The organism is Streptomyces sp. NPDC057137, from assembly GCF_042670825.1.
GTDB lineage: Bacteria > Actinomycetota > Actinomycetes > Streptomycetales > Streptomycetaceae > Streptomyces.
Window position 1 is genome coordinate 50,150 of record NZ_JBHUUW010000039.1, and the last position, 20,878, is coordinate 71,027.

A 20,878-nucleotide genomic window follows, 5' to 3' on the forward strand; every position below is an offset into this window, starting at 1 on the left:
TTCCGCAGAGGGCACTTGGGGAACGGGCTGACGGTGGATCACTTGACGGTGCGTCACTTCACCGCTCCCGCCGTCAGACCGGCCACGAGGTAGCGCTGGAGGAGCAGGAATCCGGCGACGACGGGCACGCTGACGACGAGCGAGGCGGCCATGATCTGGTTCCAGTACACGTCGTTCTGGGTGGCGTAGCCCTGGAGACCGACGGCGAGTGTGCGCGTCTCGTCGTTCGTCATCACGGACGCGAAGAGGACTTCTCCCCAGGCCGTCATGAAGGCGTAGACGGACACGGCCACGATGCCGGGGATCGCGGCCGGCACGACCACCCGGAACAGGGCGCCGAACGGGCCGCAGCCGTCCACCATCGCCGCCTCGTCCAGATCCCTCGGGATGGAGTCGAAGTACCCGATCAGCATCCAGATGGAGAAGGGCAGCGAGAAGGTCAGATAGGTGAGGATGAGCCCGCCCCGCGACCCGTACAGGGCGACGCCCGTGCTGTTGCCGATGTTGACGAAGATCAGGAACAGCGGGAGCAGGAAGAGGATGCCCGGGAACATCTGCGTGGAGAGCACCGTGACGGTGAAGACCCGCTTGCCCTTGAACCGGTAGCGGCTCACGGCGTACGCGGAGAACACCGCGATCGTCACCGACAGCACCGTCGCGGCGCCCGCCACCATCAATGAGTTCATGAAGTAGTGCGCGAGCGGGACGGTGTCCCAGATGTCGAAGTACGGGCGGATGGTGATCTCGGACGGGATCCACTGGAACTTGCCCGTCACGTCCTCCAGCGGCTTCAGCGAGCTGCTGACCATGACATAGACGGGCAGCAGGGCGAAGGCGGTGAGGAACGCCAGGATGATCCGGCGGGTCCAGAGGAAGGACGCCGGGGGAGCGAGTGGAGATCCGGCCTTGCCGGCCAGGGCCTTATGCGGCACCGGAACCCTTCCTTCCGCGCGAGGTGACCACCAGGTAGACCGCCGTCACCAGCAGCAGGAAGAGCAGCAGCAGGACGGACATCGCGGAGCCCGTACCGAAGTTCCAGGTGACGAACGACGACTGGTAGATATGGATCGAGATGAGGTCGGCCGCCTCGGGCGCCGAGTCGCCGAACAGGACGTACGGCGTGTTGAAGTCGTTGAACGTCCACAGGAACAGCACCAGCACCAGCACCTGGTTGACCGGGCGCAGCGACGGCAGGGTGATCTTGCGGATCTGCTGCCAGATGCCCGCACCGTCGATGGAGGCCGCCTCGTACAGCTCACGCGGGATGTTCTGGAGCCCCGCCATCAGCATGAGGAAGGCGAACGGCCAGGACTTCCAGACGGCCACGACGACGAGCGCGATGAAGCTGTTGTCGCCGATCAGCCAGAAGGACGGCTCGTCGGTGAGGCCGAGCTGGTCGTGCAGGACGTGGTTGATGATGCCGTTGTCGCGCTGGAACATGAACGCCCAGGTGATGACGGCGGCGTACACCGGCAGCGCGTACGGCGTGAGGAAGATGGCGCGCAGCAGACCCCGGCCGCGGAAGTTCTCCTGGAGCATGATCGCCGCGGCCATGCCGAACAGCCAGGACAGGCCGACCGTGATGACCGTGAAGACACAGGTGACGTAGAAGGAGTGGAGCAGCGACTCGCCGAGCGGGGCGTCGAAGTCGACGACGAGCTTGTAGTTGTCGAACGCCCGCCACGGCGCCTTGCCCCAGTTGTTGATGTAGAACTGCGTCAGTTCGCGGAAGCTCATGACGATCCCGATCACCATCGGGACGATGTGCACGAGCAGTTCGAGCAGAACGGCGGGAAGCAGCAGCAGGTACGGCAGCCCGCCCTGGCGGATCCGGTCGGGGATGCGCGGCAGACGTCGCCGCCGCGCACCCCCGTCGCCCTGGTCCGCACCGCTGCCCGACTTGGCGACGGGGGGAGTCACGGTGGACGTCATGGGCGGTGCCTCACTGCTGCATCTGCTGCTGGGCCTTGTCCAGCCGCTTCTTGACGGACTCGGTCGTCACGGGGGTCCCTGAGGCGGCGTCCGCCCACAGGTCCTTCACGGCGGTGCCGACGGCGGTCTCGAACTGCGACTCCTCGGGCACCTGGGGGAGCGGCGCCGCGCTGCCCGCGAGGGTGTCGCGCAGGACCTTCAGGTCGGGCGCGGCGAACGCCGGGTCGGCCTGGGCCGCGGCGACGGGCGGGATGGAGCCGTAGGTCTTGTTGAGCAGCTTCTGCTCGGCGTCGCTCGTCATGAACTTGACGAACTTCTTTGCGCCGTCGACGTTCTTGGTGTTCTTGAAGACGGCGATGTTGATGCCGGCGACCATGGAGTTGACCTGCTTGTCGGCGCCGGGCGCGCCGGACGGCACGGGCACCGGCGCCGCGCCCCAGTCCTCGGGCTTCATGCCCTGGGAGGCGAACGTCGAGGCGGCGGCCTGCCACAGCACCATCGCCGTCCTGCCCTTGGCGAAGTCGGTCAGCGACTGGTTCTGGGCGTACTCCGCGTTGCCCGGAGCGATGATCTTGTCCTTGGCCATGAAGTCGACGTACTGCTTCACGGCGGCCACGTTGGCGTCGGTGGTGAAGGTCGGCTTGCCGGACTTGTCGAAGAAGTCGTCGCCGTGCTGCTGGCCGAGCGCGAAGACCTGGTGGATGTTGTTCGACAGGTTGCCGCCCTCGGCGCCCAGCGCCCACTTGCCGTCCTTGGACAGCTTCTTGCCGTCGGCGACCAGCTCGTCCCAGGTGGCGGGCGGTCCGTCGATACCGGCGTCCGCGAACATCTGCTTGTTGTAGTAGAGCGCGTACGCGAGCGAGTACAGCGGTACGGCCGCCGGAGGCTGGCCCTCCGCGCCGGCCGAGGCGACCGCCGAGTCGACGAAGCGGTCCCGGCCGCCTATCGCCTCGAAGTTCTTGTCGTCCCACGGCAGCAGCGCGCCGGTCGCCTGGAGCGAGGACGACCAGGTGTTGCCGATGTTCAGTACGTCGGGGCCCTGCCCGGAGGTGGTGGCGGCCAGGATCCGGGTGAGCAGGTCGGACCACGGCACCACTTCGAGCTTGACCTTGATCCCCGTCTCCTTCTCGAACTTCTTCAGCTCGGGAGTGAGGATCTTCTTGTCGGCCTCGATGTTGGGGCCCTGGTTGGACGCCCAGTAGGTGAGCGTCTTCGGTGAGTCGTTGCTGCCGCCCTCGTCGGTGGACGTACCGCCGCCGCATCCGGTGACGGTGGCGGCGAGGGCGGTGGCGAGGGTGACGACTGCTGCGGCTCTGATTCTGCGCATGGATGGCCCCTTTCCGGGGTGGCTGTGTTCGAGAGTCGAACGCTGCCTCACGGCTTAATTTATGTCGTGATTTAAGAGGTGAGAGAAGGTCGCGTCAAGGTCTGGGACCGGGGTATGTTGCCTGCTGGGAAGGAGCACCATGGCCGAACGGGACAGAAGAACAGTGCGTGACCTGCGCAGGGGCAACCGGGCGAGGGTGTTGCAACGGTTGTATTTCGACGGCCCGCTGAGCCGTCAGGAGCTCGGGCCCGCCACCGGCCTGAGTTCAGGTTCCATCAGCAACGTCGTCACCGAACTCGCCGCCGAACGCCTCCTGGAGGAGGCCGGAGTGGTCGATTCCGACGGCGGCAGGCCGCGCACGCTGCTGCGCGTCGCGCCCGGCGGCGCGCTCCTCATCGGCATCGACATCGGGGAGACCCGCGTCCGCGTCGAACTCTTCGACCTGTCCCTCACCGAACTCGCCCGTACCGAAAGGCTGCTGGCCCAGCACGGCCACGACGTCGAACGCATCGTCGCGCACGTCCGCACCGGCGTCGCCCACGTCCTGCGGGACGCCGGGGCCGACCCGCGCGAACTCCTCGGCATCGGCATCGGCGTCCCCGGCATCATCGAGCGCCACGGCCCCGAGGGCGCGGTCGTCCACGGACAGACCATGGGCTGGGCCGCCGTGCCCTTCGAGAAACTGCTGCGCGCCGCCGTCGACGTACCCGCCCAGGTCCCGCTCTTCATCGACAACGGCGCCAAGACGCTGGGCCAGGCCGAGATGTGGTTCGGCGGCGGCCGGGGCGTCGGCACCGCGGCCATCGCCCTCATCGGCTCGGGAGTCGGCGCCAGCGTGATTCACGGTGGCGAAGGCGGCACGCTCGACGAGAACCACCGGGGCAGCGCCCTCGAATGGGGCCACACCACCGTGCAGATGCGCGGCCGCCGCTGCCGCTGCGGCTCCATCGGCTGTCTGGAGGCCTACGCGGGCGCCGAGGCGATGCGCGAACGCTGGCAGGAGGCGGGAGGGCCGCTGCCCGCCGACGCGGACGACGAGACGGCCCTCGCGGCCCTGCTGTCCGCCGCCTTCCCACCGCCCGGCGGACCCGCGCCCGACCCGGTCGCCGTGGCACTGCTCGACGAGACGGCGGAATGCCTCGGCGCGGCCGTCGCCGACCTGATCAACCTGTTCCTGCCCGAACGGGTGCTGCTCGGCGGCTGGGCCGGACTCCAGATCGGCCCGCACCTGCTGCCGGACATCCGCCGCTACGCCCGCGAGTACGCGCTGAAGCACACGGCGGCGCGGGCGACCGTGGAGATGGGCCGCCTGGGCCCGGACGCGGTCACGGTCGGCGCGGCGACGCTGCCGCTGTCGGACTTCCTGGCCCGCGGTGGGACCCGGCCCCTGCCACCGGCCCCGGCCGTCGGCAGGGACCAGGCCCCGCCACGGTGGGCGCCGACGCCGACGTAGCCCCCGGCCGGTGGGTGGGTTGTCCTCAATCGCCGGGCGGGCTGGATTGGGACGGACGTGCCTTTCAAGGCCGTCCGCAGCACCCAACCCCGTCCGGCGATTGAGGACAGAGGCCGGTCCGCAGGGCCTGTGTTCCACGGGGCCGGGTGGGCCTATTCAGCCCGTCCGGCGTTTGAGGACAAAGCCTGTCCGGCGATTGAGGACCGCACCGCTCAGGCCGAAGCCCGCCGCACCAGCGTGGGTTCGAAGATCACTGACGTCACCGGGCGGTCCGGCCGCGCCAGCCGGTCCAGCAGCAGCCGCGCCATCTCCGCCGCCATGTCCTCCACCGGCTGCCGCACCGTCGTCAGCGGCGGGCGGCAGGACGCGGCCGCGCGGCTGTCGTCGAAGCCGATCACCGCGACGTCGTCCGGCACCCGCCGCCCGCGCTCGCGCAGCACCTGGCACGCGCCCACGGCCATCAGGTCGTTCGCCGCGAACACCCCGTCCAGGTCCGGGTGTTCGGCGAGCAGCCGCTCCATGGCCGCCGCACCGCTCTCCTCGGTGAACTCGCCCCCGGCGACCGGGATGTACGGATGTCCGTGCCGGGCCATCGTGTCCCGGAACCCCGCCAGCCGGTCCTGTCCCGCCGGTACGTCGAGCGGCCCCGCGATCGTGGCGATCCGGCGGCAGCCGCGGGCGAGCAGCCGCTCGGCGGCCAGCCGGGCGCCGTCCTGGTGGGCGAGGTCGACGTAGCTGATGCGTACCGGACGGGCGGGGCGCGCGTACAGCACGGCGGGGAGACCGGCGTCCGTGATCAGCGCGGGCAGCGGGTCCTCGGCGTGTGTCGAGACGACCAGTGCGCCGTCGGCACTGCCCTGACGGAGGTACGACACCACCTCGTCCCGCGCCAGCGACGTCTCGGCGAACATCAGCACCGGGTGAATCCCGCGCGGGCGAAGGAAGTTGACGACGCCCGTCACCACCCGGCCGAAGAACGGGTCGGCGAAGACCTCGGTCATGAAGGACCCCACGCCGCCGTCGAATCCGGCGCCCTGCCGGCCACCGTTACGGCCCCCGCCCGCCGAATCGGTGGCGGACGCGGCGGACGCGGCGGACGCGGTCGATCCCGCCGTCGCCGCGACCGGTGGCGGATCGTCCCCGGCGCCCGACACCACCAGGGCGATCGAGTCGGCCTTGCGGGTGACCAGCGAGCGGGCGGCGCGGTTCGGCGTGTACCCGGTGACGGCCACCGCGTCCCGCACGGCCGCCTGGATCACCGGGTCGACGTTGCGCACGCCGTTGATGACACGAGAGACGGTGGCGCGCGAGACTCCGGCCGCCTTGGCGACGTCCTCCAGCGTGGGCGCGCCGGCCGCTCGTGAATCCTCCGTCATGAGCGCATTTATAGCATCAGCGGAGAGCGCTCTCCATCGACGGACCCGCCGTGCGCGGCCCCGTCGCCGGCACCGTGAGTGTCGTGCGCAGCGGCAGCTCTCCCGCCGAGGAACCTGCCAGGAGTGTGAACTCGCCCGGCTCCGTCTCCCAGCGCCGACGGTCCGTCGACCAGTGCGACAGTGCCCGCGCCGCGAGCCGTACCGTCGCCACGGCCTCCTCGCCGGGCCCGGCCTCCACCGCCGCGTAACCCGCGAGCGCCCGCACCGGCCGGTCGACCGCCGTGTCCGTGCGGGCGACATAGACCTGGACGACCTCACGGCCCCCGCGCGGGCCGGTGTTGCGCAGCCGTACGCGTACCTCCACGGCCGCGTCGGACCCGCCCGCCACGGTGGCGGGCGCCGCCTCCATCCCCTCGTACGTCCACGTCGTGTAGCCGAGCCCGTGTCCGAACCAGTACGCGGGCTCCCGGCCCGCGCGCAGCCACGCCCGGTGGCCGATGTGGATGCCCTCGTCATAAGGAAGACGGCCGTCGCGCGGCCGTGTGTCGAGCACGGGGACGTCCTCCTGGGCCAGCGCCCAGGTCGTCGGCAGCCGCCCGCCGGGCTCGGCGCGGCCGAACAGCACGTCGGCCAGGCCGTGTCCGGCCTCCTGGCCGGGGAACCAGGCGAGCAGCAGCGCGGGTACGTCGCGGTGCCAGGGCAGCGCGACCGGGCCGCCCGAGTTCACCAGCACCACCGTGCGCGGGTTGGCGCGGGCCACCGCCCGTATGAGCGCGTCCTGCCCGTCGGGCAGCGCCAGCGACTCGCGGTCGCGGCCCTCGGACTCGCTCTCCTCGGTCGTGCCCACCACGACGACCGCGACATCGGCGGCCCGCGCGGCGGCCACGGCGGCGGCGAGGGCCGTCGGCGCGTCGCCCGGGGGAGGGGCGGCGGCCAGCAGCGTCGCGATACCCGTGCCGGGGTCCAGCCGCCGCCGCGCGACCACCTCCACCTCCACGCCCTCGGTCAACTCGGCCTCCGCGCACCGGTAGGGCGGGGAGACGTGGACGCGGGTCGGGTCGTCGCTGTCGAGCGGGAACTCGTCGGACAGCAGAGTCCGGCCGTCCACGGCCAGGGAGATGAGCCCCCAGCCGCCCACCCCCAGCGTCCAACTGCCGCTCTCCGTGGGCCGGACGAGCGCGCGGATCTCCACGGTGACGGCGCCCGCGACGCGGGCCGGTTCCACGATGCGGCCCGACAACCGGTGTTCGGCGTGCAGTTCGGCGCCCCCGGCGTCCAACAGCCTTACGAGAACGCCTGGTTCGCCGTCACGCGGATCACGCGTCCAGACCGGGTCGAGCGGGCGTGGCCGGGTGTACGGAGGCAGGCCGGGCGTGTACGTCACCTCGGCCGGCCGGTCCGAGCCTCCCCCGGCTTCGCACAGCGCCGCCTCGATCCCCGCCAGCGGTGTCACCACGGACGAGGGGAACACCTCCGCGCTGCCGCCCCCCTGGATCCGGACAGCCGTGGCGTGCGGCCCGATGACCGCGACGCGGCGCGACTGCGCCGGATCCAGCGGCAGTACGTCCCCTTCGTTGCGCAGCAGAACCGTGCCGGCGGCGACGGCCCGCCGCAGCAACGCCCGTTGACCCGTCGGCGGGGTCGACGGCCCCCGGACAGGCCCCAGCGAGCCCACCCGCCGGGCGAGCCGCAGCAGGCGCCGTACCTTGTCGTCGATCCGCGCCTCGTCGATCAGGCCCGCCGTCACCGCGTCGAGCAGCCCGGCCGCCCACGGGCTCTCCGGGCCCGGCATGGCGAGGTCCTGGCCCGAGCGCGCGCTGCCGAGCAGCGAGCGGACGGCTCCCCAGTCGGAGACGACCAGCCCGTCGAAGCCCCAGCCACCCTGGAGCGGCCCGTTCCCCTTCAACGGGCGGTCTCCCTTCAGCGGCCACTCCAGCAGCGGACTCGCCGACATCGTCACGCCGTTGACCTTGTTGTACGCGGACATCACCGCCCAGACACCGGCGTCCACCGCCGCCTCGAACGGGGCCAGATACAGCTCGCGCAGCGTCCGTTCGGCCACACCCACATCGACGTGCAGCCGGTCGGTCTCCGCGTCGTTGGCCACGAAGTGCTTCGCCGTGGCCGCCACTCCGCCCTCCTGCACGCCCGTGACGAAGGCGACGCCCGTGCGCGCGGTCAGCAGCGGATCCTCGGAGAAGCACTCGAAGTGCCGTCCGCCCAGCGGCGACCGGTGCAGATTCAGGGTCGGGGCGAGCAGTACCTGGACGCCCTTGCGGCGCGCCTCGGCGGCGAGCAGCCCGCCCAGCTCGCGGACCAACTCCCCGTCCCAGGAGGCCGCGAGGGCGGTCGGCGACGGCAGGACGAGAGAGGTCTGCCGCTCGTCCCAGGCCTCGCCGCGCACCCCGGCCGGCCCGTCGGACATCGTGAGAGGACGCAACGCGACGGCCGGTTCGTCGTACGTACGCCAGTTGCTGGCACCCGTCAGCAGACGGACCTTCTGCCCGATGTCGAGCTTCTCCAGCAGTCGCTCGGTCTCGTCCTCGGTCATACTGCCCCCTTCAATCCTGTTGGAGAGCGCTCTCCCGTCGACTCGCCCCAGACTCGCCGGACGGTGCGGGACCTGTCAATGCCGGCCCGTGGGCTGCGACGACGCACAGCGGGCGCACGTGTGCCGCGTGGGCTCCGGAAGTGAGCCCTTGTCATTGCACATGCGACTGCCCTAAGTTGACCGATTGCGACGTGTCCCAGACGTCCTTACCTGCCAGTGGGGGAGCCGAGATCATGGCCGCAACCGGTCGCCACCGCAGATACCAGCCCAGCCGCATCAACCGCGCCTCGCTCACCGTCACGGCGGGCGGCGCGGGCATCGCCCTGCCACTCATCGGGGCGGGCACGGTGAGTGCGGCCCCCGTGGAGACGTGGGAGAAGGTCGCCGCCTGCGAGTCCACGAACAACTGGCAGATCAACACCGACAACGGCTATTACGGCGGGCTGCAGTTCAGCCAGTCCACGTGGGAGGCGTTCGGCGGCGGGCAGTACGCGGCGCGCGCCGATCTCGCCACCAAGGACCAGCAGATCGCCGTCGCCGAGAAGGTCCTCAAGGGCCAGGGCCCCCAGGCGTGGCCGAACTGCTCCGTCAAGGCCGGCCTCACACGCGGCGGCGACGCCCCCGACGTGTCACCGGCCAAGGCCCGGGACACGGCGAAGAGCGCCCCTCGGAGCGATCCGAAGAAGGCCGCCTCGCCCACGTCCGTGCCGACCGAGCGCGAGGGCTACACCGTGGCGGGAGGCGACTCGCTCTCCGGGATCGCTGCCTCCGAGGAGATACGGGGTGGCTGGCAGCGGTTGTACGAGGAGAACCGCAGGGTCATCGGCAGTGACCCCGATCTGATCTTCCCCGGGCAGAAGCTCGTCCTGCATGTCTCGGCCCCGGCGAAGGACAAGCCGGCCGCCGAGGCGCCCGCCCCTCCCAAGAAGGAGGAGGCGAAGAAGCCCGCCGCGAAGGCGCAGCCGTCCAAGCAGGCCGAGAAGCCCAAGCCGAAGCCGCAGGCGGAGAAGCCGAAGGAACAGCCCAAGCCGAAGGAACAGCCCAAGCAGCAGGTCTCGAAGCCCAAGACCGCCGAGAAGCCGAAGCAGTCGTCCGGCTTCAGCGCCCCGGTCAGCGCGGGCACCGGCACCCCGTACCGCAAGGCCGGATCGTGGGCCAGCGGCTACCACACCGGCGTCGACTTCCCCGTCCCCACCGGCACGTCGGTGAAGGCCGTGGCGGGCGGCACGGTCGTGTCGGCGGGCTGGGAGGGCAGCTACGGCTACCAGGTCGTCATCCGGCACTCGGACGGCAAGTACAGCCAGTACGCGCATCTGTCCGCGCTCACTGTGCGTGACGGTCAGAAGGTGAACGCGGGCCAGCGCATCGCCCGGTCAGGATCGACCGGAAACAGCACGGGACCGCACCTCCACTTCGAGATGCGGACGGGCCCCGGCTACGGCTCCGACATCGACCCCGTCTCCTACCTCAGGGCGGGCGGAGTCCGCATCTGACCGGACGGTCCGCCGCAGGATGTGCCGCCGGTGCTCCGTCTTGTGCGACCTGCACGGCGGCAGGTGCCAGGTCGGGCGCGCCGAGGAGGCGTGGTGGTGCGCGGCCGTGGAACCGCCCGGCCCATGGCCGGGGGCCGGGGGAGTCGCCCGGTCGGCGGGCTCCCCGACGGCACCGGCCGTCTGCGCGGCGAGCCGCTCCGTCGTCAGGAGGACCAGTCCGCCAGCCGTCACCACACCGAAGCCGAGGGCCAGCAGGCCGCCCGTCAGGCCGTACCGGAAGCCCTCACCGAAGAGGGTGAGGCCGACCGCGGCTGCGACCACCGGATTCACGACCGTGACCGTGGCCAGCGGCGCGGCGAGGCCCGCTCCTCGGTAGGAGGCCTGCGAGAGCAGCAGACCGGACGCGGCCAGGATCGCGATGACCAGCAGGCTCGGCACCTGACCGCTGAACGTGCCGTCGGTCCAGTCGACGGCGACGGTCTTGGTGAACACCGAGGCGATACCGAAGGCGACACCGGCCGACGCGGCCAGCAGCACACTGCGCACGGCCGGACGGTGCACGGCCTGCGCGATCAGGAACAGCAGGGCCACCACGCCCACGGTGGCGCCGGCCACCACCATGCGTTCGCCCGAGCCCAGCGAGTGGGAACCGGCCGAGCCGGTCAGCGCGAGCAGTCCGGCCAGTCCGAGCGTCGCCAGGAGCGCGCCGCGCCAGGCGGCGGCGCCCGCCTTGCGGCGGACGAAGACGGCCGCCATCGGCAGCGCGAAGACGATCGTGAGGGCGCCGAGAGGCTGTACGAGGCTCAGCGGGCCGTACGCGAGCGCGACGACGTGCAGCAGCGCGCCGACCCCGTTCAACGCCACAGCGGCCCACCACACACCGTGGTGCAGGGGCGCGTAGGGCCGGGCGGGCGTATCTGCCGCGACGCGCTCCTGAAGGATCGCCCCGGCCGCATAGGCGACCGCGGAGACCAGTGACAGCAGCACGGACAGCGCGAGTGCACTCATATATCCACGATCTCTCGCCAGGTGCGATTAGTCGTCGTCCTGAAGACGGCATTACGACGTACTGCTGTAGTAGTACATCCGGCGGGCCCGAGTCATTCCCCTGGCGGTAGCCCCCGTCCCCGGGTGGAGGCGCCGGGTGTACACCGGGCGCCGGGCCGGGCACGTACCGCGACCATCGGACGTTACGGACAGTGACGTTCGGAGCTGATCGGAGAGGGAGGGCGGATGGATCTCGCGGAGGTCGTATCCGTGGGCGGGTTCTTCGCCCTGCGCACGGGGGCGGTCGCAGGGCACGCGGACCCGGGGGCGCACGGCGGCGCGTACGACTCGTACGTCCCGTTCGCGGAGATCTACGCGGGCGACATCGCGCCGCTGTCGGCGCGCGTCGACACCGTCGCCGGGAAGCTCGGCGCGCCCGAGCGCCGGGTCGCCGCCTCCGTCGCGCAGCTGGGGCTCGCCGCCCGGCTCTGGTCGGTCACACTGGGCTCGGCCGCGCTGCACGGCGAGGTCCCGGACCTGGACCCCGTACGGCTGTACTGGGACCACCGCCGCGCCTCGCCCGACGATCTCCGGCTGCCCGACCCGCGCGCCTTCCCGACCATCGGCGGCAGCGCGGCGACCGCCCTCGCCGAGGCGGTCCGCGAGGTGGTCCAGTACGGCCACCTCGTCCCCCTGGCGACCGCCCTGCGCGCCGACGGCTCCATCTCGCCACGTCTGCTGTGGGGCAACGCCGGCTCCGCCCTCGCCGGGGCCGTACGCGAACTGCGCGTCTGGAGCCGCCGCGTCGGACGGCCCGAGGTGGGCGAGCGGGCCGACGCGATCGGCGCGGCCCTCTTCACCCACCCCGACCTGCGCACCACCGGCGTATCAAGGGACGGATCCTTCCGCCGCCGCAGTTGCTGCCTCTACTACCGTTGCCCGTCGGGCGGCCTCTGCGGGGACTGCGTATTCGACCGGCCACCGCCACGCCCTTCCGCATGAGAGGTTTCCGGGTGACCATGACATTGCTGAGATCGTCGGGCGACGGGGGTATGGCGTGAAGGTCGGGCTGCTGACCCGGGAGTACCCGCCGGACGTGTACGGAGGCGCGGGCGTCCATGTGGAGTTCCTGGCCCGCGAGCTGCGTGAGCTGACCGACCTCCGGGTGCACTGCTGGGGCGAGGACGGCGGCACCGCCGAGGAGCGCGCCCTGGGCGTCCTACGGCACCGGGCCGCCGCCGGACTCGAAGGCGCCAACGACGCGCTGCGCACCTTCTCCGTCGATCTCGCGATGGCCGCCGCCGTCGAAGGCAGCGACCTGGTGCACTCGCACACGTGGTACGCCGCGCTCGCCGGCCATGTCTCCAAGATGCTCTACGGCATTCCGCACGTGATGACCGCCCACTCGCTGGAGCCCCTGCGGCCCTGGAAGGCCGAGCAGCTCGGCGGCGGGTACGCGCTGTCCGGCTGGGCCGAGCGCTCCGCGATGGAGACCGCCGACGCCGTCGTCGCCGTCTCACGCGGTATGCGCGCCGACATCCTGAACTGCTACCCCTCGCTCGACCCGGACCGCGTGCGGGTGATCTACAACGGCATCGACACCCGCCTCTACCGCCCGGACCGCGGCACCGACGTGCTGGAGCGGATCGGCATCGACCCCGACCGCCCCTTCGTGCTGTTCGTCGGCCGCATCACCCGGCAGAAGGGCGTCCCGCACCTGCTGCGCGCGGCCCGCGCCCTCGACCCCGAGGCACAGGTGGTGCTCTGCGCGGGCGCGCCCGACACACCGGAGATCGGCGCCGAGTTCCGCGAGCTGGTGGACGAGCTGAGCGGCAGCCGCGACGGGGTTTTCTGGATCCCCGAGATGCTGCCGCGCCCCGAGGTGGTCCAACTGCTCAGCCACGCGGCCGTGTTCGTCTGCCCCTCCGTGTACGAGCCGCTGGGCATCGTGAACCTGGAGGCGATGGCCTGCGGCACGGCGGTCGTCGCCTCGGCGGTCGGCGGTATTCCGGAGGTCGTCGACGACGGGAGTACGGGCCTGCTCGTGCCGTACGACGAGCGGCACCCGGAGGACTTCGAGACGGCCCTCACCGAGACGCTCAACCGGGTCCTGGACGATCCGGAGTCGGCGGCGGCGATGGGCGCGGCGGGCCGGGACCGGGCGGTGCGCGAGTTCGGCTGGGACCGGGTGGCCCGGCGTACGTACGAGGTGTACGAGGAGCTGCTCAAGTCCCCTTAGCTCCTGTGCGGGTAGAAGGATCCGGACGTTCCGTACCGGGTAGGTGGATGCGGACGGCCGGTAAAGAGGGTCGCGAACAAAGGAGCGGCGATGCGCGGTGGACCTTCGGTGCTCGGGATCGTGCTGGCGGGCGGGGAAGGCAAGCGGCTGATGCCGCTGACGGCCGACCGCGCCAAACCGGCGGTGACCTTCGGCGGTACGTACCGCCTGGTCGACTTCGTCCTGTCGAATCTCGTCAACGGCGACATCATGCGCAACTGCGTCCTGACGCAGTACAAGTCGCATTCGCTGGACCGCCATGTGAGTACCACCTGGCGGATGTCCAGTCTGCTGGGCAACTACGTCACACCGGTGCCCGCCCAGCAGCGGCTCGGACCGCGCTGGTATCTCGGCAGCGCGGACGCCATTCTCCAGTCCCTCAATCTCGTCCACGACGAACAGCCGGACTACATCGCGGTGTTCGGCGCCGACCACGTCTACCGCATGGACCCCCGGCAGATGCTGCAACGGCACATCGAGAGCGGCGCCGGGGTCACGGTCGCGGGTATCAGAGTGCCGCGCGCCGAGGCGTCGTCGTTCGGGATCATCACGCCGGGCCCGGACGGCACCCGGGTCGACCGGTTCCAGGAGAAGCCGGCCGACGTGCCGGGCCTGCCGGGCGACCCCGAGCATGTCTTCGCCTCGATGGGCAACTACCTCTTCACCACCAAGATCCTCGTGGACGCGCTGCACCGGGACGCCGAGGACGAGGCCTCCGTCCATGACATGGGCGGCTCGATCCTGCCGATGCTCACCGAGCAGGGCATGGCACAGGTCTACGACTTCGCCGACAACCACGTGCCGGGCGAGACCCCGCGCGAGCACGGCTACTGGCGCGACGTGGGCACGCTCGACTCCTACTACGACGCGCACATGGACCTGATCTCCCACCAGCCGGAGTTCAACCTCGACAACAGACGCTGGCCGATCTACACCCACGCCGGCCAGCTCCCGCCCGCGCGGTTCGTGGCGGGCGGCATCGCGAGCGAGTCGATCGTGGGTCCCGGCTGCGTCATCCGGGGCCAGGTGACCCGCTCCGTGCTGTCTCCCGGCGTGGTGATCGAGGAAGGCGCCGTGGTGCAGGGCTCGGTGCTGCACGACAACGTACGGGTGGGCCGGGGCGCGGTCGTACGCGGCTCGATCCTCGACAAGAACGTGGACGTCCCGCCCGGCGCCACGATCGGCGTCAATCCGGGGCGGGACGAGGAGCTGTACACGGTCTCGAAGAACGGGGTCATCGCGCTCGGGAAGGGCCAGATCGTCGTCTAGGACCCCCCGTACGTCCAGGACCATCCGGTAGTAGTACGTACTCGGGCGCCGGACAGGCCGCACCAGCGGCTCGTCCGGCGCCCGAGGCCTGAGGACACAGCACCCCTCACATCATCCGGCGCCGCCTGCCCAGCCATGTCTGGGCGATCACCACGACCGCCAGGAAGGCGCCGCTGACGACCTGTTGGTACGCCGAGTCGAGCGAGCCGATCTGGTTGATGACGTTCTGGATGACCTTCAGCAGCAGCACACCCACCAGCGAGCCGCTGATGAACCCGAAGCCCCCGGTCAGCAGCGTGCCGCCGATGACGACCGCCGAGATCGCCTCCAGCTCCATGCCGGTGCCCAAGATCGTCACGCCCGAGACCAGCCAGGCCGCGTTCAGCGCCCCGGCCAGCCCGGCGCAGAGGCCGGAGAGGGTGTAGACGGCGATCTTCGTACGGGCCACGGGCGCGCCCATCAGGGCCGCCGCGTCCTCGTTGCCGCCGACCGCGTACACGTACTGGCCGAACCGGCTGCGCCGCAGCATCACGGCGCCCACGACGAACAGCGCCACGGTGATCCACACCGGCACCCCGATGCCCAGCAGCTTCTCCTGTCCCAGGCTCGCGAAGAAGGATTCCTCGTCCACGAGATAGGTGTTGGAGCCCTCGTCGGTGATGGCCAGCAGGATGCCGCGCGCGGCGAGCATCGCCGCGAGCGTGACGATGAACGGCGCGAGCCGCGCCTTCGCGATCAGCAGTCCGTTGACCAGGCCGATCAGACCGCAGACGGCGAGCGGCAGGAGCAGCGCGACGAGAGTGCCGTACTGCGAACCCCACGCGCCGAGCACGCCGCCCAGGGCGAAGAGCGAGCCGACCGAGAGGTCGATCCCGCCGGTGATGATCACGAAGGTCATTCCGAGGGCGACGATCGCCAGGAACGCCGACGAGACCGCCATGTTCTCCATGTTGTCGCCGGTGAGGAACGTGTCGAAGCCGATCGACGCGCCGATGGCGACGAGCAGCAGCGTGACGAGCGCGCCGTGCTGCTGGGCGAGCGCGCTGAGCCGATCGGCCCGGCTCGCGCCGAGCGGTGCCTCGTCGGTGTCCTTGCCGGAGGCCCCCTTGCCGGGGGAGGGGCCGCTGCCCGTGGCGCGGGCCGGACGCTCCGTGTGCGTGTGGGTCATCGCTTTCCCCGTTCGCGTGCCGCGTAGACCGCCAGCACGATCACGACGGCCTGGGCGATCTGCGTCCAGGAGGGCGGCAGATCGTGCTTGATGAGTGTCGCCGTCAGCAGCTGGATCAGTACGGCGCCGGCCACCGTGCCGCCGATACGGATCCGGCCGCCGCTGAGCGGAGTGCCGCCGACGACCACCGCGGTGATCGCCGACAGCTCCATCAGCGTGCCGAGCGACGTCGGGTCGCTGGCCTGGAGCCGCGCCGTGGCGAGCACGCCCGCGACAGCGGCGAGCACACCCGCGATGACATAGACGAGGATCAGCACGCGGCGCACCGGCAGCCCGGCGAGCTGCGCGGCCGGCCGGCTGTCGCCGATCGCCAGGAGCTGCCGGCCGAACGTCGTCCGCTTCACGGTGAATCCGACGGCGAGCGCCAGGGCGGCGGCGATCAGTACGAGATACGGGATGCCGAACAGGTCGCCCGAGCCGAGCGAGGACATCCCGGGGTCGCGTACGTCCTTGAGCTGCGGCAGCAGTACGAGGGCGATGCCACGTCCCGCGACCATCAACGCCAGTGTGGCGACGATGGGTTGGACGCCGATGAACGCGATGAGTGACCCGTTGGCGAGACCGATGACGGCGCCGCCCAGCATCGCGACGATCAGCGCGACCCATGGCCCGTAGCCGAGATACAGCGACAGCAGCGAGGTCGACAGGGCCATCACGGCCCCGACCGACAGGTCGACGCCCTCACTGCCGATCGCGAGCGCCATGCCCAGCGCGACGATCAGCACCGGCGCCACCTGCACGGCCTGGGTACGGAAGTTCTCCGTGGACAGGAAGTGCGGGGTGAGCGCGATGTTGACCAGCAACAGGACGGCGACGCCCGCGTACACCCCGTAGTCCTGGAGCAGACGCAGCAGCCGCGCGCGGTCGACGGGGGCGCCCTTCAGGGCGAGTTCAGTCATGGTCCCTCTCCCCTCCTGAGGAGGTCTTGTCGACAGGGACGGGATCGGGGCCGGGATCGGGGCCGGAGGCGGGAGCCGGTTCCGGCACCGAGGCCGGTGCCACGATCGCCGCCGCGTCCGGAGCGACCGTCTTCAGCGCCGCGTCCGACTCCGGCGCCGCCGCGATCGCGTGCAGCAGCCGGTCCTCCGTGACGTCGTCCCCGGTCAACTCCGCGATCACGGCGCCGTCTTTGAGGACCACCACCCGGTCCGACCCCTCGATCAGCTCCTCCATGTCGGAGGAGATCAGCAGCACCCCGAGCCCCTCCTCGGCGAGTTCGTCGATGAGGCCCTGCACCTCGGCCTTGGCACCGACGTCGATGCCGCGGGTCGGTTCGTCCAGCAGCAGCACCTTCGGCTGCATCGCCAGCCAGCGGGCCAGCAGCACCTTCTGCTGATTGCCGCCGGACAGCTCGCCCACCTTCTGGTACGGCCCCGACGCCTTGATCCGCAGCCGCTTCATGAAGGTGTCCACGATTCGGTCGACCTTCGCGTCGTCCACCAGCCCGAACCGGGACAGGCTCGGCAGCGCGGCCAGCGCGATGTTCTCCCGGACCGAGAGACCGGGGACGATGCCCTCGGCCTTTCGGTCCTCGGGCAGCAGGCTGATGCCGGCCCGGATGGCGGCGGGCGTGGAGCCCGTACGTACGGCGGAACCCGCGACCACCACCTTCCCGGAGTCCGGCGGCAGCGCGCCCGCGATGGCCTTCGCCGTCTCGCTGCGGCCCGAGCCGAGCAGCCCGCCGAGGCCCACGACCTCACCGGGCCGCACCTCGACCGAGACCTGGTGCAGCGTGTGACGCACCGTCAGATCCTGTGCGCTGAGCACCGGTTCACGGCCCGCGTGATGGTCCCCGGTGAACTTGGTGACCCCCTCGTTGCTCACCTCGCCCATCTCACGGCCGAGCATCAGCGACACCAGCCGCAGCCGGTCCAGCTCCGCGATCGGCCCGGTGTGCACGAGCTTGCCGTCGCGCAGCACCGTGACCTGGTCGCAGATCTCGTACAGCTCGTCCAGCCGGTGGCTCACGTACACCACCGCGATGTCGCGCTCCTTGAGCATCCTGATCACACCGAACAGGGTGCGCACCTCGCGCGGCTCCAGCGACGACGTCGGCTCGTCCATGATGACCACCCGCGCGTCGACGGAGACCGCCCTGGCGAGCGCCACCATCTGCTGCGCGCCGACACCCAGCGTCCGCAGCGGACGCTTGACGTCGACCCGCAGCCCCAGCGAGCGCAGCGCCTCGTCGGCCTCGCCGTGCATCCGGCGGAAGTCGATGAGACCCAGCCTGTTCCGGGGCTCGCGCCCCAGGAACAGATTGCGCGCGACGCTCATCAGCGGGACGAGGTTGACCTCCTGGTAGATCGTGGAGATCCCGGCGTGCTGCGCCTCCAGCGGAGTCTGGAAGCGCACCGGACGCCCGTCGTGGACGATCTCGCCCGCGTCGGGCTGGTACACACCGGTGAGCACCTTGATGAGGGTGGACTTCCCGGCGCCGTTCTCGCCGATGAGTGCATGGACCTCGCCCGGCAGTGCGGCGAAGTCCACGCCGTCGAGCGCACGTGCGCCCGGGAACGTCTTGGTCAGACCGGTGACCGACAGCACGTCAGAAAGCCTTGCCCAGATCGGCCTTGGCGTTCGAAGGGGTGTAGGCGCCGTCCTGGATGACGATGTCCTGCGCGACCTTCTCGCCCTTGGTGAAGGCGTCGAGGGTCTGGAAGGCGAGCGGCCCGAAGCGCGGGTTGGACTCGACGACGCCGGAGATCCAGCCGTCGACGATGCCCTGGACGGCGTTACGGGTGCCGTCGACCGTCACGATCTTCACGGCGCCGGCCTTCTTGCCCGCGCCCTTCAGGGCGTTGACGGCGCCGAGGCCCATCTCGTCGTTCTCGGCGTAGATCCCCTTGATGTCGGGGTTCGACTGGATGAGCTGCTCGGTGACCTGCTGGCCCTTCTCGCGGGCGAACTCACCGGTCTGCTCGAACACCACCTTCAGATCAGGGGCCTTGGCCTTGATCTGGTCCTTGAAGCCCTTGGTGCGCTCGGTGGTGACGTTGTTGCCCGCGGCGCCGAGCAGGATCGCGACCTCGCCCTTGCCGCCGGTCGCCTCGATCATCTGGTCGGCCGCGCGCTTGCCCTGCTCGATGAAGTCCGAGCCGATGAAGGACACATAGTCCTTGCAGGCGGTGGCGTTGATCTTGCGGTCGATGGTGACGATCGGGATCTTCTTCGCCGCGGCGCTGCGCAGCACCGGGCCCCAGCCGTCGGAGTTGAGAGGCGCGATCACCAGCAGGTCGGCGCCCTTGGCTATCAGGTCCTGGACGTCGCTGATCTGCTTGGAGAACTGCGTCTGGGCGTTGGCGGACAGGAGCTTGATGCCGCGCTCCTCCGCCTCGGCCTTGATGGAAGCGGTCTCGGCGATCCGGAAGGGGTTGGCCTCCTTCTCGGACTGGGAGAAGCCGACCGTGGCGGTCTTGAGGTCGACCTTCTCACCGCCGAACTGCGTGATGTCACAGGTCTTGTCGTCCGCGCCGGGCGTGGCGACGACCTGGCCGCTGTCCTTCTCGCCGGCCGATGAGCTCTTGTCGGAGTTGTCGTCCTCGGACTTGGCGCAGCCGCTGAGGGCGAGCGCGCCGACGAGACTCGCGGCGAGGACGGTAGTGGTGGTGGTACGGCGGACGGCGGAAAGCTTCATGGAGATCCCCATCTCGGCGCGGCCCCGGCGACCGGGACGCTCGCGGGAGGTCGGCTCGTACGGACTGCTGGAGTGTTTGTGTGAGTCGTTCGGAACGGTTTTTACATCGTTGTACGGAGGCTGTAAAGCCTTCGCGCGATAACGGCTCTACGTGCGGGGGCCGGTGGCGGTCTCAGTGACGGTCCCGGCGACGGCCGAGTGAGCTCTCCCGCTCCACCAGCCGGAAATCGGCCCGGAGTTCGCGTGAGCCGTTGCCGACGGGGTCTCCGGTGCCCAGCAGCCGGTTGACGACGGAGCGCACGGCGAGCCGCGCGATGGTCTGTTTGTCGGGCGAGATCGTGGTGAGGGTCACAGCTCCGTAACGGCCCTCCGTGATGTCGTCGAAGCCGACGACCGCGACGTCCTCGGGGACCCGCAGCCCCCGTTCGGACAGCACCCGCATCGCCCCGATGGCGATCAGGTCGTTGTACGCGAAGACCGCGTCGGGCGTCACGCCCGAGTCGAGCAGCTGGTTCATCGCGTCGGCGCCGTTGGCGTGGTCCCAGCCGCCCGTCGGGGCGATCAGGGAGTCCGGTGCCGGCAGCCCCGCCGCCTTCAGCTCGGCGCGCCAGCCGCGCAGTCGCAGATGCGACGGCTCGTTGACCCGGTCGGTCCTGGCGCCCAGGAACGCGATCGTCGACCGGCCGAGGTCCAGCAGGTGCCGTACCGCCATCCGGGCGGCGGCCACGTTGTCGATCGCGATGTGGTCGTACGGCAGGTCGTACTCCCGCTCGCCGAGCAGGACCAGCGGCGCGTCCTGGTCCCGGCCGAGCAGGTCCTCGGTCTCCAGCTCGATCGGGCTCAGGATCAGCCCGTCGATCACCCGTGCCCGGAAGCCCTGGCTGACCAGGACCTCCTGCTCACGGCGGCCACCGGTGTGGTCGAGCAGCACCGTGTACTCGTGCTCCGCCGCCACGTCGATGACGGAGCCGGCCAGCTCGGCGAAGTACGGGTTGCCCAGCTCCGGCACCGCCAGCGCGATGATCCCGGTGCGCCCCTTGCGCAGATGCCGGGCCGTGAGATTCGGCCGGTAGCCCAGCTCGTCGATGGCGAGCTGGACCCGGGCCCGCATCGCCGGGGTGACGTGCCGGTAGTTGTTCACCACGTTCGAAACGGTCTTGATGGAGACGCCCGCGCGCTCCGCGACGTCCTTGAGGCTGACGGTCACCGTGTTTCCCCTCCGAGGTCGGCCCGAAGGTCGCCCCTGCCCAATCTGTACAACGTTATATACGTTGCGGGACGGGGCTTTGTCATGGCCCTGGACAGCTAGTGGGACGGCATGTTGTCATGCCAACTGCCGTTCCTTCC

The 20,878-nt window shown here is 70.7% G+C and carries 16 protein-coding genes; 5 read left to right on the plus strand and 11 right to left on the minus strand.

All coding sequences use genetic code 11. From position 1 onward, the window contains the following. Window positions 1–53: 53 nt before the first annotated feature. Genes ACFT9I_RS26525 through ACFT9I_RS26535 form a run of 3 tightly spaced genes read right to left on the minus strand, consistent with a single transcriptional unit; the run spans window position 54 to window position 3,259 of the window. Window positions 54–932 (minus strand): carbohydrate ABC transporter permease, encoded by an 879-nt coding sequence (locus ACFT9I_RS26525; protein ID WP_382568184.1) that lies wholly within the window; start codon window positions 930–932, stop codon window positions 54–56. Beyond that, window positions 922–1,932, minus strand: a complete 1,011-nt coding sequence (locus ACFT9I_RS26530; RefSeq protein ID WP_382568186.1) for a carbohydrate ABC transporter permease — start codon at window positions 1,930–1,932, stop codon at window positions 922–924. The genes ACFT9I_RS26525 and ACFT9I_RS26530 overlap by 11 nt, the downstream gene beginning before the upstream one ends. Window positions 1,933–1,942: 10 nt before the next feature. Further along, complete coding sequence (locus tag ACFT9I_RS26535; protein WP_382568188.1) at window positions 1,943–3,259, minus strand: ABC transporter substrate-binding protein; 1,317 nt, start codon at window positions 3,257–3,259, stop codon at window positions 1,943–1,945. A gap of 139 nt (window positions 3,260–3,398) precedes the next feature. Here ACFT9I_RS26535 and ACFT9I_RS26540 point away from each other — a divergent pair, with 139 nt between their 5' ends. Further along, on the plus strand, window positions 3,399–4,712 hold the full coding sequence (locus ACFT9I_RS26540; RefSeq protein WP_382568191.1) for an ROK family transcriptional regulator: 1,314 nt from the start codon (window positions 3,399–3,401) through the stop codon (window positions 4,710–4,712). 212 nt (window positions 4,713–4,924) lie between these two features. Here the strand turns inward: ACFT9I_RS26540 and ACFT9I_RS26545 are convergent, their stop codons facing one another. Beyond that, window positions 4,925–6,088: a LacI family DNA-binding transcriptional regulator gene (locus tag ACFT9I_RS26545; protein WP_382568194.1), complete on the minus strand. Its 1,164-nt coding sequence runs from the start codon at window positions 6,086–6,088 to the stop codon at window positions 4,925–4,927. A gap of 16 nt (window positions 6,089–6,104) precedes the next feature. Further along, window positions 6,105–8,639, minus strand: coding sequence for a glycoside hydrolase family 3 C-terminal domain-containing protein (locus ACFT9I_RS26550; RefSeq protein ID WP_382568197.1), 2,535 nt, complete (start codon window positions 8,637–8,639; stop codon window positions 6,105–6,107). Window positions 8,640–8,872: 233 nt separating this feature from the next. On the opposite strand from ACFT9I_RS26550, the gene ACFT9I_RS26555 reads away from it, so the two are divergent. Further along, entirely contained in the window at window positions 8,873–10,132 is a 1,260-nt protein-coding gene (locus tag ACFT9I_RS26555; RefSeq protein ID WP_382568200.1) for a peptidoglycan DD-metalloendopeptidase family protein, read from the plus strand. Here ACFT9I_RS26555 and ACFT9I_RS26560 read toward each other — a convergent pair. Continuing rightward, a complete protein-coding gene (locus tag ACFT9I_RS26560; protein WP_382568203.1) occupies window positions 10,013–11,140 on the minus strand; it encodes a DMT family transporter in 1,128 nt (375 codons plus the stop codon). The two genes, ACFT9I_RS26555 and ACFT9I_RS26560, sit on opposite strands and share 120 nt — an antisense overlap. A 225-nt stretch (window positions 11,141–11,365) precedes the next feature. On the opposite strand from ACFT9I_RS26560, the gene ACFT9I_RS26565 reads away from it, so the two are divergent. The 3 genes from ACFT9I_RS26565 (at window position 11,366) to glgC (ending at window position 14,666) form a co-directional block, all read left to right on the plus strand. Then, a complete protein-coding gene (locus ACFT9I_RS26565) occupies window positions 11,366–12,121 on the plus strand; it encodes a (2Fe-2S)-binding protein (RefSeq protein WP_382568206.1) in 756 nt (251 codons plus the stop codon). A gap of 55 nt (window positions 12,122–12,176) precedes the next feature. After that, window positions 12,177–13,358 carry a glycogen synthase gene (glgA, locus tag ACFT9I_RS26570; RefSeq protein WP_382568208.1) on the plus strand — a complete coding sequence of 394 codons (1,182 nt, stop codon included), beginning with the start codon at window positions 12,177–12,179 and terminating at the stop codon, window positions 13,356–13,358. Between the two features lie 90 nt (window positions 13,359–13,448). Further along, complete coding sequence (glgC, locus tag ACFT9I_RS26575; protein ID WP_382568210.1) at window positions 13,449–14,666, plus strand: glucose-1-phosphate adenylyltransferase; 1,218 nt, start codon at window positions 13,449–13,451, stop codon at window positions 14,664–14,666. A 106-nt stretch (window positions 14,667–14,772) separates the two neighbouring features. Here the strand turns inward: glgC and ACFT9I_RS26580 are convergent, their stop codons facing one another. The 5 genes from ACFT9I_RS26580 to ACFT9I_RS26600 all read right to left on the minus strand — a co-directional run bounded on the left by ACFT9I_RS26580 (window position 14,773) and on the right by ACFT9I_RS26600 (window position 20,738). Continuing rightward, window positions 14,773–15,834: an ABC transporter permease gene (locus ACFT9I_RS26580; RefSeq protein ID WP_382568212.1), complete on the minus strand. Its 1,062-nt coding sequence runs from the start codon at window positions 15,832–15,834 to the stop codon at window positions 14,773–14,775. Continuing rightward, window positions 15,831–16,793: an ABC transporter permease gene (locus ACFT9I_RS26585; RefSeq protein WP_382568214.1), complete on the minus strand. Its 963-nt coding sequence runs from the start codon at window positions 16,791–16,793 to the stop codon at window positions 15,831–15,833. The genes ACFT9I_RS26580 and ACFT9I_RS26585 overlap by 4 nt, the downstream gene beginning before the upstream one ends. Continuing rightward, the gene (locus ACFT9I_RS26590) at window positions 16,786–18,441 is read right to left on the minus strand and encodes a sugar ABC transporter ATP-binding protein (RefSeq protein WP_382568216.1); all 1,656 of its coding nucleotides are present in this window, start codon (window positions 18,439–18,441) and stop codon (window positions 16,786–16,788) included. Before ACFT9I_RS26590 ends, ACFT9I_RS26585 begins: the two co-directional genes overlap by 8 nt. A 1-nt stretch (window position 18,442) precedes the next feature. Beyond that, the gene (locus ACFT9I_RS26595; protein ID WP_382568218.1) at window positions 18,443–19,531 is read right to left on the minus strand and encodes an ABC transporter substrate-binding protein; all 1,089 of its coding nucleotides are present in this window, start codon (window positions 19,529–19,531) and stop codon (window positions 18,443–18,445) included. Window positions 19,532–19,703: 172 nt separating this feature from the next. Further along, window positions 19,704–20,738, minus strand: a complete 1,035-nt coding sequence (locus tag ACFT9I_RS26600) for a LacI family DNA-binding transcriptional regulator (protein ID WP_382568220.1) — start codon at window positions 20,736–20,738, stop codon at window positions 19,704–19,706. Between the last annotated feature and the right edge of the window lie 140 nt (window positions 20,739–20,878).